We start from the raw sequence: 12,390 nt of genomic DNA, 5'->3' as shown, positions 1-12,390 counted from the left end.
AGCTTAACGCCCCCTTTGTCTTTTTTCGTTCTACGCTTTTATATGGATTTCCTCACGGTGAGGAAGTCCAACAAGTACAGAAACAAATATTTGCGAATAGCAAATATTGTTGATGTGCTTGCCGCATGAAACATAAAATGCGAATAGCATTTTTCTGTTTCTGCGGTAGCCGTCTGCAAGACCCCTCGGAGAGCGCACATACCAACGTAAGTTGGTATATAAGTGCGCACTTCGTGATATTGCCGCCGCTTCGCTCGCTTAAATTATAAACGCAAACTATCATTTCTGCAATAGCTTCATGATAGCGATAATCTATATGCGGCGGCTATATCATGCGTTCCGCATGAAAGAAATGTAAATGTGCTGTTAGCACATTTGTATTTCTGAAATAAGGAGCGCCGCACACCGTTTAATGGCGGTGTGCCTGTCATGCGCTTTCATATTGCCTATTCTGTCGCATTATGGTATAATCCGATTATAGCAATAAAAAAGAAAACAGAAAGGCGGTTATATTATGGCTGAACGAAAAACACCCGAACAAAAATTAGAAGAACTTGAAAAGAAAATGGAACAATTAAAGGCTCAAAAGAAAGCCATTCAAGCAAAGCAGAGCAAACTTGAAAGAGCGCAAAGAACACGCCGCCTTATCGAGAACGGCGCACTTGCAGAAAAATATCTTCGTTGTGAAAAAGTCGAACCTGCCGACTTTGAAAAACTGCTTCAAAAGCTGGTTACGATTGACACAGTAAAAACTATTATTAAGGGAAATGTCAATGAGTAATTACAAAGATTTATCATCGGAAGAATTGAAAAGAACTCTTGCTGAAAAGCAGGATATATTACGCAGGACTATGAAACCTGATGAATATAAAAAATTCATGCAGGAACTTGATGATTGTCAGATTAAAATTGACTATTCAAAATTTGGTAAGCCTGTTCAATATCCCGAAACAAAGAAAGAAAAGCGGCAAAGGAAAAAAGAAGAACGGATATTAAGCAAAGCGTCAAGAGAAAAACCGAAAATTCTACTATTTTTTGCAACCGTACTCACAAAAATATTTCCTCTGTTTCTAACAATCTATACTCTTGCAGTTATCCCTATTCTTTTCCTTGTTTGGCAGATTTACAAGTTGATTTCTGCGGATAGCTGGCAAGCCATTTTTCATACTACAAAAACCATATATGTTGTCGGATATATTGTCATTTTCTTTGCACTAACACGCTTACAGACGGCACTTTATATCTACGCCAATGAGTAAAAAAGAACGCCTTACAGAGTATGGCGTTCTTTTTTGCATTTCCTAATCTTAAAATATCATTTTGTTAAGTAAATCTACTAAGAGAGCTGCGATAAGAGCAAACAAAAATTTCTCTGCGGTATGCAACATTTCTAAGCGTTCTATCTTTAATCTTCTGTTCTCTTTTTCTAATTCAAAATAAGGTTTATACTTATCTTTTATTTGAAAAATTTCCTGTTCCATTTCACATAAATTTGCGTTGTTTTCGTTCATAGTTTCTCCTTTCCTACATTCTATCCGTGAATGTCTTATCTTCATAATAGTTTGCTTTCTGTAACCTCTTATAACCATTCGGGAACACGCACACAACATCTTTCAAATAGGCAAATTCTTCGGGTTTGATAATACGCTTTTCCTCTGTGCTGGAGCTTGTCCCCTGTCCCTTTCCAACACCCAGTATATCGGCGTTGTAATTGCTGGAAACCTTTTTCTTATCATAAGTGCCGACCAGCTTAGAACACCATTCCTGCGTTTCGGGTTCGCTGGCTTTCAGTATTGCCTTATATGAACAGTTGTCAGCTATGACTTCCGCAACATCTTTTCCATAGATTGCGTTAAGCTGGCTCTTGCTCTGAATGATAAGCGCAATATGTATTTTCTTACTTCGCAAAGTTGCCAGTCCATTACTGATGGCTTCTATTTTTCCCAGTCTTGGGAACTCGTCTATCAGAAACAGAATAGGTGTCTTATTGCCCTCTCCCCTGCGCTCAAAGGATTTTAAGAACTGATTACACATCATACCTAAAAGGTCTTTCCATTCTTCCAGCTTATGCTCTGGAATACAGCAGAAAATGTCATATCCACCCTCAATGTCTGCTGGCGTGATACTGCGTCCCTCTCCCGACAATGCCCGTTGTAAATCGTCACTCGTTGCAAATACCGTGATATGGTTTGAAAGCTCCGCAAAAACTCCCGAAAGTGTCTTATCGTCCATGCCGCTAAACTGCATGATTTCCATTTTTGCCTTATCGTTGGTGTCTGCTACGATCTGCTCTATCAGTTCCTTTGTCGGAGTACCCTTTATAATTTGCATACTGCTGGAAAAACTTTCTCCCAGCCATTGCAAATAAATCAGAAAACCAGTGAGCATATTTTGTGCGTTCTTTATCCAAAACGGGTCTTTTACATCTGCTGGCAACGGAATAATGGACATTGCAAGCTGTCGGGCGGCACTGGATATATCATCAGCCGTTTTCAGCATATAGAATGGGTCATATCCGTAGGCGTTTCTGTCTGTCGGATTAAATACCTTTATTGTAGCTTCTCCCCTTGCTTTCTTCGTTTTTTCGTACAACTCGCCCTTAATGTCGATTGCAAAAACTCTTTCTTTCCAGCTCATCAGCGTAGGGATTGCAACAGCGGCTGTTTTTCCGCTACCAGCTCCACCAACAATCAAAATATGTCCGTCTGTGCTTTCGGGCATGGTCGCATATTTTCCATTACTCTTGCCGAACACAACACCCGAAAGGTCTTTTGCTGTTTTCAGTGCTACCGTATCACCGCCCAGCTTCGCTTCAAAACCTTTCTTCTGTCTATTATGCAAAAGAAGCTCTAAAAAGCTGAATTTGCGGTCTTTTTTTACCATACGAATGATATTTTGAAGAAAATTTAATGGGCATAAAACATAACAAGCATACCACAAAATAGTGAAAATACCGTCCATAATCTGATTATTTTGTATGAACGTTCCTGTTATTTCCTCATATCCAATCCCTACAACAAGTGGAACACAAAACCACCACAGACCAGTAAACCATACCAGTTTAAGCACATATTTTAAGCCTTTTAGCAGGAACATAAATACCCTTGCTATCATTCCTAAATCGTTTCCGTCCATAAACCCTCCTATCTGCTATGCCCTATATCATGCGTTTTACTGTGTTCCTGTTTTCTCAATGCGTCCTGCACTTTTGTTTTCAAAGCCTCTCTCCTTTCGGAAAACCCACCTTTTGTTGGTGCTTTTTTCATCTGTTCCATGCCATTGCCGCCCTCTGTCTTTTCTGCGGCTTTCTCGGCTCTCTTTTCGTCATAATAGCCCGATTTTACAAGCCGCATATATTTATCTTCTGTATTGGCTAAATCCCTTAATTCTTGGCTCTGTGGGGTCTTATCGTCCTTGCGCTGGCTGTTTTCTTCCTTGCGCCGTGTTTCCTCTTTCAGACGTTCTTCCCTCGCTGGCTCCTGTTCCTGCCGCTGGCTGTCCTCTCTCTGCTGTCTTTCCTGCTTACGGCGTTCTTCCTGTGCCCTCTGCTCCTGTCTGCGCCTTTCCTCTTGGCGGCGTTGCTCGTCCTGTCTGCGCTGTTCTTCCTGCCGCTGGCTGTCCTGTCGGCGTTGCTCGTCCTGCATACGGCGTATTTCCTGCCGCTGGCGTTCTTCTGCTAAGGCTCGCTCGGATAACTGGCGGCTCTCTACGGCTTGTTGCTCTAAACGCTGACGGTCATTCCTTGCGGCTTCTTCCTGTCTGTTCTGTTCACTCATAATCTCCAAAAGCTCCTTTCGTCTCTTTCTGTGTAGCCACTTCCACCAAACAGGTAAAAACAACATCATCAGAAAGATTATTATAACCGTGTAGTTTTCCGTCCTTTTCTCACTCCTTTCTGTCCTCACGGTGAGTAAGTGTAAATGAAATATTTTATTTACTGTATATATATTATATAACTTATGTAATGTATTGTCAATGTATAAGTTATATATTTTTTGCTATATGCACAATCTTTTTCCAATATTTTCCATTTTTTTAGTGACATTTTATGTACAATGTGTTAAAATAAATCTGTAAATTTATAATTGTTTGAAATTTAACAGAAAGTGAGGTATTGCTTTTTTGCTATATGCACAATCTTTTTCCAATATTTTCCATTTTTTTAGTGACATTTTATGTACAATGTGTTAAAATAAATCTGTAAATTTATAATTGTTTGAAATTTAACAGAAAGTGAGGTATTGCTTATGATTAAACACCCTTTTAAGAAACTTGTCAGTATTGCCCTTTCCGCTGTCATGATTATGGGAATGTCAGTAACTGCATTGGCTTCATCTCCTCAAACAGACGGATACCATACGTCAATTTTAACTGACAATTCATCTGTGCGAATTTCCCAAACATCTGATGATAATTTTACCTACATTGCAACTTACGACAAAAGCACTGGAACTATACAGCTTACTCAAACTAGCAATACTACGGGAGCTCAAAAGGTAGGAGACATTGCTCCAATTAAACCTCAAACTCGAGCTTCTCTCGAAGAAAAAACTTTCACTAACTATGAGTATGAAATCACTTACGGTAGTCCTAATACTTGGGAACTCCGACGTCCGGGAGACAACGCCTTTAACTGGGTCTACTTTAAGACAAAAGAGACCAGCAAAAATCGCTCTTACTTAACTACATTCAGAAGCGCTGTTGACAAAATAAATGTGCAAGAGGGTGCTATTGTTGGAGCTCTTGGAATGTCTGCCCTTTCAGTTTTAGCGGCTGGTGCAGCTGGCGCAGGTGCAATATTTACAGGCGGAACATTATCTGCCGCAGCTTGGGGTGCCATTTTATCTGCCGCCGGATTTAGTACGGCTTATGTTTCTACCTGCATGGCATATGACCAATCTTGCAAGGATGCCTATGATGCATACTGGAACACCTATTATAATTCAACTATTCTGTAGTCAGCATAAAATAAAAAAGCAGGAGGTTTTCCCTCCTGCTTTTTTATTTTATGTTAATACATGACAGTATAATTCCACCTATCACACATAACACAAAAAAAGCAATTATCAATATTTCGCTTCCCGAAGTTAATAATTTTGCTCCCATTACCCCTCCTATAATCAAGGCGAATATCAGCTTCACTATATTTAATATAATTTTTTTATTATCCATTATCATTTTCTCCTAAACTTTTTCCCTCTAAAAAGCTCTGATACTCCCGCCAATAATCAAGAACTTTTTTCATTTCTTCCTCAAATGTACCGTTCTTATATTCCTTTTTCTGCTCGGTATATTCGTTCCAGTATTCCGAAAGTGTCTGTTTGTCTGCTTCAACTTCTTCTCGCCAATCAGATATAACCGTTCTTTCTTCCTGCTCCCATTCTTCTTTACTGGAATAAATAGGCGTTCCCTCACCATTTGTAATATCTTTCCATGTGTAGGTTTCGCCACCCCTGCCTTTCATCACGCCGCTTGCAAGTGATTCTTCGCTGGTCTGTATATTTTCTTCGGTACTCTTTATATTTTCCCATGCACCTATAACTTCATCAAGTCCACCCCACTCAATCAGATACCTTAAAAAAGTGAGGTCGGGGAACATTCCAAACCAGCAACGCTCAAACCACTGTTCCGCATACATTCTTTCATCAGAACCGTTACTATATGTTCCGCATACTAAATCACCGATAAAATTCTCTATCAGCTCCCCCACGGTCAAACCGTGTGCCGCCGCCTTTTCAGAAATACGCTTTACATCAGCGTCCGATAATTTGACTTCGATTGTTCTCGATCTGATTGTTTCAATTTCTTCTTGCTGTTGTCCTGCCATACCTACCACCATTCCCCCTTATCGTTATAGTGCCACCATTTGCCGCTTTCGTACTCGATACAGAAGTTCCCCTCAAAGTCAAACCACGCCTTTACAGGCTCGCCCTCTCCCCATTCTTCAAAGGCTTCTTTATGCCTGGCATAATTCGCCCTGGCTAAGTTCTCCATATCCTCACGAACACGCTTGTACTCTGCGATTGTCTTTGTTCCCTTTATTACCGTATTCATCGCCGCACCTCACTTTACATGTTATTGCTATTATGCAAGTTATATATATCACATAATATATATAACTTATGCCTGTTATTCAGTTTTGATTTTATCGTATTCTTTCAGCTTTCCAGCGTTTGCGGCTACATAGTCGGCTATCAGTTCCGACACTATATCACTTGCGCTCTGACGGTTCACATAGGCAATTTTCTGTAAAGCTCCGTAACTGCTCGGATAAAGAGCAAGGCTCACACGCTTCTTTGTTTCTCTCTCAACTGGCGGTCTGCCCTTTCCTGCTGGCTTATCAGCTTTCTTCTCGTCCTCTGTTGCTCCTGCTCCTATAATCGACTTAAACGCCGCTTCTTGGTCAAATTTTGCCTTTCCTGCCATTACTCCTGCTCTCCTTTCAGAAATTCCTCGATAAAGGCTTTATAGTCCTCTGATACCGTTGATTTTTCCGCATAATCAAATATATCTACCCTGTTCGCCTGTGCTTCTTCCACTGCTACTGCAGAACGGATATAGGTCTTATAAATCGGTGCAGAAATATACTGGCTCAACTGCTCCGTAAGTTCCTTTATCTGCTTGCTGATATTTGCCCTCGGATTGAAACGAGTAAACAAAATACCCGTTATCTTCACATTCGGGTTGCAATACTTCTGTACGCTCTTTACGGTTTCATTAAGCTGGTTAATTCCCGTAGTCGCAAATATTCCTGCCGTTGTAGGTATCAGAATATCACTTGCCGCTGTAAATGCGTTGACCGTCAGCACACCCAATGAGGGCGGCGTATCAACAATGATATAATCATAGTTATCCGATACGGCGGCAATCGCTTCTTTCAGCCTATGTTCCTTTCCTGTCTGTGAAAGCTCCTGTTCTGCTCCTGCAAGCATGATATTTGAGGGGATTATATCATATCCACCGTTCATGTGCTGGATCGTTTCCTCTGCGGTCACTTCCCGTTTCATCAGCTCATAAATAGTCGGTACGTTATAATTCACCGAACCGCAAGCAGAAGAAAGATTTCCCTGTGGGTCAAGGTCAATTCCCAGTACTTTATATCCCTTATCTGCTAACCCTGCGGTCAAGGCTTGTGAGGTTGTCGTTTTACCAACGCCCCCTTTTTGATTAGCCACAGCTACAATTCTCATAGGGTCACACTCCTTTACGTTTGTTGTATAACATATATAAGTTATATAATTTATATATGTTATTGTACCACCATAATTTATATATGTCAATCCTTTTCCATACAGATTTAAGCGATAAAAGAGAAAAGTCCTCACGGTGAGGACTTTTTTTACTCACCGTGAGTAAAAAAAGAGGGCGGTTGCCCGTCCCCCTTTCAATCTTCATAATGCCCTTTGCACGAAACAATATAGATTATCTCGTCTTTCTCATAGTAAACAATTCTGTTGGTATCATCAATACGCCTGCTCCACATACCGCTTAGATTTTCCTTTAGCGGTTCAGGCTTCCCGATACCCTCAAAGGTGCTTCTCTGAATATCCTTGATAAGTCCGTTAATTCTTTTCAGCGTTTTCTTATCCTGCGTCTGCCAGTACAGATAATCACTCCACGCTCTATCTTCCCATAGCAACCTCATTAGTCCACCTCTATCAAGTCATGCTCTGCGAAATGGGCTTTACCGTCCTTAATATCACGCACGATATTTTCCAAATAACGGATATTGCTATCAGAATAAAACGGGTCTACCGATACCTCAAAAGGAATACGCTTTTCTCTGCCTACTTTTTTAGCAAACACAGTGAACGCCGCACTCATGGAAAGACCTAATTCAGAACACGCCTGTTCCATGCTCTTTTTTACATCTGCGTCCAGCTTGAAATTAACATTAACTGCCTGTGACATATACAACACTCCTTTCTTACTTATAGTATATACAAGAACAAAGAAAAAGTAAAGAATATTTCTTTAACTTTTCTTTAATATTTATAGTATTTCCACCTCTCATATATTCATACAGCATAATAGCAATAACTTATTTTCTGTATTTATGTTATTGCTATTATGTATATTATTCGTTTGAATTTAATCACGGTGATTAACTCGGTCAACTCGCCCTATTCTCTGCAAATTCTCACAGCGAGAAAACACCGCCCGTAATTCTTCCGTGTCCAATCCTGCCGCTACGATCGGCTCTGCTGGCTTTAACTGCGCTTTTTCTTTTGCCGCTTCATAATATTTATAAACTGTCGGCTTAGACAATCCTGTTCCCCGTATAACCTCTGCTTTACTTGCAGTCGGGTTTTCACGAAAAAAATCAACTATTATCGGCTCTGCACTCTTTCTGCCGTTACCCTCACGCCAATCCTTGTTTTGTCGCTTCATACGAATATCACGAATAGCTCTTGCTTCTTCTAAATGGTCTTTCTGTTTCTGATAATTTCGCTTATTTCTCTCAATATGCAAATCTGTTAGATACTCAATATCTGAAATCTTAAAATTGTAATACTCCTTGCTATATACCTCTAATGCGCTCTCCACATCTTCTTCCGTCAATGGATTGTCATGCTCTATCAGTTTCAGCTTATCAAACACTTCATACATATCCGCTTTCAGCTTCTCTTTCGGCACATCACACTTACAAGCATAAATGACAAGACACATCAGATAATAGTATCTGTGACCGCCCGTAATCTCCCCTGCTCGGTTCAGCCACCAATTATACAGAGCGAAGCCCTGCTTGCCTTTTATGTCCCATTTCTTTTGCCGCTTGTTCTTCTCTACGACTACACGCTGATACCATTCGGGATAACTTTCCTTAGCCTGCTCCCTTGACATCTTAGATGGGGCAAAACGCCTATTCACATCAACCCTATTCTGCGGTTTCACATAGGAATTAAGATACTCTAACGTTACCCTACCGCCAATCTGAAACGCTTTCACTTCAACATCATACTTCGGGTTAATACTCCCCACCATACGAAAACCTTGAACGATTGACTGATACTGCACTTTATCTTTCTTGGAAGTCGATTTATAATCCCACATTCTAAAAGTAAGGTCATATTTCAAAGACTTCATTTGCAACTTGATATTCGGAAAAAGGTCTATCGGTTCTTCAAAAACGTAATACACATGAAATCCCGTGCCACTCATTACAAGAAAAGTTGGAACAGGAAGTGTGCGAATATTTTCCGCTGGCTGTCCAAATCTTAACAACAAATTTTTTAATTCATACAATCCAACCCCGTCAAGGTCAATCGCCAGCGCATACATACGCTGAGCGTTCTCTAAATTATTCGCCCTACCTCGATACGCAATCCCACTACACAAAGTAGATGGGTTCTGCTCCACATAATTTATATAATCTTCTTTCCATGTATCTGAAAGCATTATGCGACGCCTTAATCTTCTCCTTGACCCACTGTCTTTTTCATTGGTATAAAGATAAACTGCATTAGGCTTTTCATAGTGACCACACTGCTCCCCCTGCTTCTGATTATCGGGGAAAATATAATCATAAAAAGAGCAACCGTCCACCTCATCATAAAGCACATTCAAAACTTCCAATACTTCTATATACTCCTGCGGTGGTTCTTTCTTAGCCATAGTACAACACTTCCTTATTTACATGATATATATTATATATCTTATTTATATTATATAACATAAATAAGAAAAATGCAAGTTCCTTTTTACCGTTCTTCTACCTGCGTATCAAGATAATAAGTACATAAAGTCCTACTTACAGCCGTAGGGTGCATTTCCAAACCAACTGCACCAGCCACCAGCACATAACCACTTTCCAACCATTGGTTCTCTGTCTTGAACCGTTCCCTCAACTCCACAGGCAAATGATTTTTTACAGGCAACCCATCATAGGAAGATAAATAAGTAACATCAAAACCCTCAATCCTCATGTATAAAAACTCCTCTCTGCTGAATAATATATAATAGCCCCACACCCTATGTAGGGGACTTAGATTATCAATATATTTTTTTTACCTTTTCAGTGTACCCTGACAATCACCCCATGTCAAGGGGACTTAGATTATCAATATATTTTTTTTACCTTTTTGAAGTCTTAGGGGACTTAGATTATCAATGAAGTAATTCCACCTTTTTTAGTCTTAGGGGACTTAGATTATCAATAGGTTTTTTTACCTATGTCACCTGTGCCGCATATTGCCCTATAAAGCCGTTTTCTCGCTCTATATGTAGTTTTCCCATATTCTAATAAATCATTCGTCTATGCGGCTTACACGGCTTTTAACGGGTATCTCGCCGCTGATGGGTGAGAAATGCAGTCAAGGGCGGCTCCTGCCGCTTGCCTTGCCCTTGACGAAATGGAACGCCGCACAATAAGCAAAGGGGAAGTTGCTCACTCTTTGAGTAACTTCCCCTTGATTACTTTTCTATACTGCCCCTGTGAGAGCGTCACGGCTTATTAGAGCAGTCTTATTTCCCCCATTAAGGAAATACACCATGAAAACCACCAAACGGCTCTATGGGGCAAATACCGTGTTATATACCTCTGTCACGGTCATGTGTCCTGTTCCGTTCCCTCGTCTGTGCTTCTTGCTTCAATGCAGTGTCAAGCTGGCGGCGTGCTTCGGCTTCGGCTTGGTAATACTGCAATCGTCCCATGGTTGGAATTTCTTTCTGCTGTCCCATACGGTCAAGTATTTCCTGCCGTTGGTCTGCCGGTATCTGCTTCGCCGCTTCGAGAAATGCCGCTTTTACTTCTTCGGCTCTCTCCTTTGCCCCTCTGTTCTGCATAGCCGCCTTTGCCCTGTTCTGCTCCTGTGCCGCCATGCTTCTTTTTTCTTTTACCGCTTCATCTGCCTTGGACGGTTCGGACACACCAAGCGCACCCAGCTTGTCAAGATTACTCCTGCGCAATCTCTCAAAATTATCAATTTTGTTTTGCAGTTCTTTTTTCTCCCTGCCTTTGAAGATACCCAACTTGTCCCTTTCTTCCTGCAAGCTCTTTATAGTTCGGCTCTGTTCCGATATGGTCTTTGAAATACTCTCTATTTCGTTTGCCTGTCTTTCATAGATCGGGTTCGGCTGATAGCTGGTACGCTCTGCACTCTGTACCATGGCTTTTACAAATTCACTGCGCAACGCTGAAAGTTTTCTTGCCATTTCTTCTGCATAGGCAGTATCAATTTTCGGTGCGTCCTGCTTTGGTTGCTCCTGCCGCATTATACTTTCACGCCTTGCGACAAAACCGCTCTGTGGTTCTGCTGTTTTTGCCCTTTCTCTTATTGCTTCAAGACTGCTCTCTATTTTATCCCGTATGAATGAAATATCTCCTATCAGCTTGTCTTTATGATAATCAAAATATGGAACTTTACGCCCATCACATTCTATTGTTCTTTCTGCACTGGCTGTGGTTGGCTCTAAACGCTTCGCTATGTTATAGGTTTTGAGCATTTCAGTTTGCAATCTCAAAAGCACATTTTTATTTTCTTCTGTGGCTTTTGGTAACATTCGTTCAATTTTTGCAATATGTTCATGCTGTTTATTCCATTCAATATCTTCTCTGATATTTATAATTTCTTTTTGTGTCTGCTTAGTCAGAATATCTATTGTTTGCATCTGTCCATTTGCTGTTTTGATTTCTCTGTTTATCTTCCCACGGTCAGTTTTAATTCCTCGCTTCTCTAATTTTCTCGCACCGCCCTCATGAATTGTTGGTACTCTGTCAACTCCCTGTTCCTTTAGACTTCTGTGGTCTATCCTCTGTGGCAGACTTTTTTTTTCAAGTTCTTGGTTTACTTTTTCAGCCCAGCTTTCACGGGAACGCTGTAAAAATTCCTTACTATCCCAATTCGTTGTTTTGACTGTTTTGCATTTATATGTCTGTTTCTTTTTATCATACTGCTTTTGACCGTTTTTATCTAAAATATATTCTTTTTTTTGCTTCACTCCCCACGAATTGTCTTGTTCAATCGGTCTTGTGGTAAGCATGATATGAGCGTGTGGGTTTCCGTCCTCTTTATCGTGAATGGAAAAATCAACACACATTCCATTATCTACAAAATTCTCTTTTGCAAAATCACGGACAAGTTTTATCTGTTCTTCCCGTGATAATTCCACGGGCAAGGCTACTTCATACTCTCTCACTAACTGCGCTTTACTGCTTTTCTCTATTTGTTCTACTGCGTTCCATAATGTTTGCCTATCTTGATATTCTTTTGGTGCATTTTCACAAAGCATAATTTCACTATATACAACGCCGCCTTTTTTCGTATAATCGTGTTCTATTCCGTCATACTCATTATACAATTTTTCCCCGCTTCTATATGCCGCCGCACCAACGGCAGACCGCCCTTGTCCTCTGCTTATAATTTTACAAGTGCAATGATATATAGCCAT

General features: G+C 40.5%; 15 protein-coding genes. 3 read left to right on the top strand and 12 right to left on the bottom strand.

Annotation, left to right across the window (positions count from 1 at the left end):
- Positions 1-514: 514 nt before the first annotated feature.
- Together EJE48_RS08585 and EJE48_RS08580 are read left to right on the top strand one after the other, a co-directional pair.
- Positions 515-781, top strand: a complete 267-nt coding sequence (locus tag EJE48_RS08585) for a DUF3847 domain-containing protein (protein ID WP_124984507.1) — start codon at positions 515-517, stop codon at positions 779-781.
- A complete protein-coding gene (locus tag EJE48_RS08580) occupies positions 774-1,259 on the top strand; it encodes a hypothetical protein (protein WP_124984506.1) in 486 nt (161 codons plus the stop codon). The genes EJE48_RS08585 and EJE48_RS08580 overlap by 8 nt, the downstream gene beginning before the upstream one ends.
- Positions 1,260-1,307: 48 nt before the next feature.
- Here the strand turns inward: EJE48_RS08580 and EJE48_RS12205 are convergent, their stop codons facing one another.
- The 3 genes from EJE48_RS12205 to EJE48_RS08570 form a co-directional block, all read right to left on the bottom strand.
- Positions 1,308-1,511, bottom strand: coding sequence for a hypothetical protein (locus EJE48_RS12205; RefSeq protein WP_148095978.1), 204 nt, complete (start codon positions 1,509-1,511; stop codon positions 1,308-1,310).
- 13 nt (positions 1,512-1,524) lie between these two features.
- Positions 1,525-2,883, bottom strand: coding sequence for a type IV secretory system conjugative DNA transfer family protein (locus EJE48_RS08575; protein WP_160117341.1), 1,359 nt, complete (start codon positions 2,881-2,883; stop codon positions 1,525-1,527).
- A 260-nt stretch (positions 2,884-3,143) separates the two neighbouring features.
- Entirely contained in the window at positions 3,144-3,776 is a 633-nt protein-coding gene (locus EJE48_RS08570) for a hypothetical protein (RefSeq protein ID WP_044931940.1), read from the bottom strand.
- Between the two features lie 471 nt (positions 3,777-4,247).
- Between EJE48_RS08570 and EJE48_RS08565 the strand changes: the two genes are divergently transcribed.
- Positions 4,248-4,958 (top strand): geobacillin-26 family protein, encoded by a 711-nt coding sequence (locus tag EJE48_RS08565; RefSeq protein ID WP_124984504.1) that lies wholly within the window; start codon positions 4,248-4,250, stop codon positions 4,956-4,958.
- A 206-nt stretch (positions 4,959-5,164) separates the two neighbouring features.
- On the opposite strand, the gene EJE48_RS08560 is transcribed toward EJE48_RS08565, so the two are convergent.
- The 9 genes from EJE48_RS08560 to mobQ all read right to left on the bottom strand — a co-directional run.
- Complete coding sequence (locus EJE48_RS08560) at positions 5,165-5,827, bottom strand: hypothetical protein (protein ID WP_243108009.1); 663 nt, start codon at positions 5,825-5,827, stop codon at positions 5,165-5,167.
- Positions 5,828-5,829: 2 nt separating this feature from the next.
- Positions 5,830-6,054, bottom strand: a complete 225-nt coding sequence (locus EJE48_RS08555; RefSeq protein ID WP_008399626.1) for a hypothetical protein — start codon at positions 6,052-6,054, stop codon at positions 5,830-5,832.
- Positions 6,055-6,129: 75 nt separating this feature from the next.
- Positions 6,130-6,426 carry a hypothetical protein gene (locus EJE48_RS08550; RefSeq protein WP_008399629.1) on the bottom strand — a complete coding sequence of 99 codons (297 nt, stop codon included), beginning with the start codon at positions 6,424-6,426 and terminating at the stop codon, positions 6,130-6,132.
- Positions 6,426-7,190, bottom strand: a complete 765-nt coding sequence (locus EJE48_RS08545) for a ParA family protein (protein ID WP_008399631.1) — start codon at positions 7,188-7,190, stop codon at positions 6,426-6,428. The genes EJE48_RS08550 and EJE48_RS08545 overlap by 1 nt, the downstream gene beginning before the upstream one ends.
- Before the next feature lie 194 nt (positions 7,191-7,384).
- Entirely contained in the window at positions 7,385-7,645 is a 261-nt protein-coding gene (locus EJE48_RS08540) for a Txe/YoeB family addiction module toxin (protein ID WP_008399632.1), read from the bottom strand.
- On the bottom strand, positions 7,645-7,911 hold the full coding sequence (locus tag EJE48_RS08535; protein ID WP_118102297.1) for a type II toxin-antitoxin system RelB/DinJ family antitoxin: 267 nt from the start codon (positions 7,909-7,911) through the stop codon (positions 7,645-7,647). Before EJE48_RS08535 ends, EJE48_RS08540 begins: the two co-directional genes overlap by 1 nt.
- Positions 7,912-8,091: 180 nt before the next feature.
- Complete coding sequence (locus EJE48_RS08530; protein ID WP_124984502.1) at positions 8,092-9,615, bottom strand: hypothetical protein; 1,524 nt, start codon at positions 9,613-9,615, stop codon at positions 8,092-8,094.
- A gap of 86 nt (positions 9,616-9,701) precedes the next feature.
- The gene (locus tag EJE48_RS08525; protein ID WP_124984501.1) at positions 9,702-9,926 is read right to left on the bottom strand and encodes a hypothetical protein; all 225 of its coding nucleotides are present in this window, start codon (positions 9,924-9,926) and stop codon (positions 9,702-9,704) included.
- A gap of 604 nt (positions 9,927-10,530) precedes the next feature.
- Positions 10,531-12,390 (bottom strand): MobQ family relaxase (mobQ, locus tag EJE48_RS08520; RefSeq protein WP_124984500.1); only part of this gene is annotated, 1,860 nt, incomplete at its 5' end.

This window comes from Anaerotignum faecicola, from assembly GCF_003865035.1.
Classification (GTDB): Bacteria; Bacillota; Clostridia; order Lachnospirales; family Anaerotignaceae; genus Anaerotignum_A; species Anaerotignum_A faecicola.
Note: the sequence above shows the minus strand (reverse complement) of the source record. Positions and strands in the feature narration are given on the sequence as shown.

Bases quoted from the DNA above. Each gene is read 5' to 3' on its own strand.
- EJE48_RS08585 (WP_124984507.1), top strand. From the start codon at position 515: ATGGCTGAACGAAAAACACCCGAACAAAAATTAGAAGAACTTGAAAAG.
- EJE48_RS08580 (WP_124984506.1), top strand. From the start codon at position 774: ATGAGTAATTACAAAGATTTATCATCGGAAGAATTGAAAAGAACTCTT.
- EJE48_RS12205 (WP_148095978.1), bottom strand. From the start codon at position 1,511: ATGAACGAAAACAACGCAAATTTATGTGAAATGGAACAGGAAATTTTT.
- EJE48_RS08575 (WP_160117341.1), bottom strand. From the start codon at position 2,883: ATGGTAAAAAAAGACCGCAAATTCAGCTTTTTAGAGCTTCTTTTGCAT.
- EJE48_RS08570 (WP_044931940.1), bottom strand. From the start codon at position 3,776: ATGAGTGAACAGAACAGACAGGAAGAAGCCGCAAGGAATGACCGTCAG.
- EJE48_RS08565 (WP_124984504.1), top strand. From the start codon at position 4,248: ATGATTAAACACCCTTTTAAGAAACTTGTCAGTATTGCCCTTTCCGCT.
- EJE48_RS08560 (WP_243108009.1), bottom strand. From the start codon at position 5,827: ATGGCAGGACAACAGCAAGAAGAAATTGAAACAATCAGATCGAGAACA.
- EJE48_RS08555 (WP_008399626.1), bottom strand. From the start codon at position 6,054: ATGAATACGGTAATAAAGGGAACAAAGACAATCGCAGAGTACAAGCGT.
- EJE48_RS08550 (WP_008399629.1), bottom strand. From the start codon at position 6,426: ATGGCAGGAAAGGCAAAATTTGACCAAGAAGCGGCGTTTAAGTCGATT.
- EJE48_RS08545 (WP_008399631.1), bottom strand. From the start codon at position 7,190: ATGAGAATTGTAGCTGTGGCTAATCAAAAAGGGGGCGTTGGTAAAACG.
- EJE48_RS08540 (WP_008399632.1), bottom strand. From the start codon at position 7,645: ATGAGGTTGCTATGGGAAGATAGAGCGTGGAGTGATTATCTGTACTGG.
- EJE48_RS08535 (WP_118102297.1), bottom strand. From the start codon at position 7,911: ATGTCACAGGCAGTTAATGTTAATTTCAAGCTGGACGCAGATGTAAAA.
- EJE48_RS08530 (WP_124984502.1), bottom strand. From the start codon at position 9,615: ATGGCTAAGAAAGAACCACCGCAGGAGTATATAGAAGTATTGGAAGTT.
- EJE48_RS08525 (WP_124984501.1), bottom strand. From the start codon at position 9,926: ATGAGGATTGAGGGTTTTGATGTTACTTATTTATCTTCCTATGATGGG.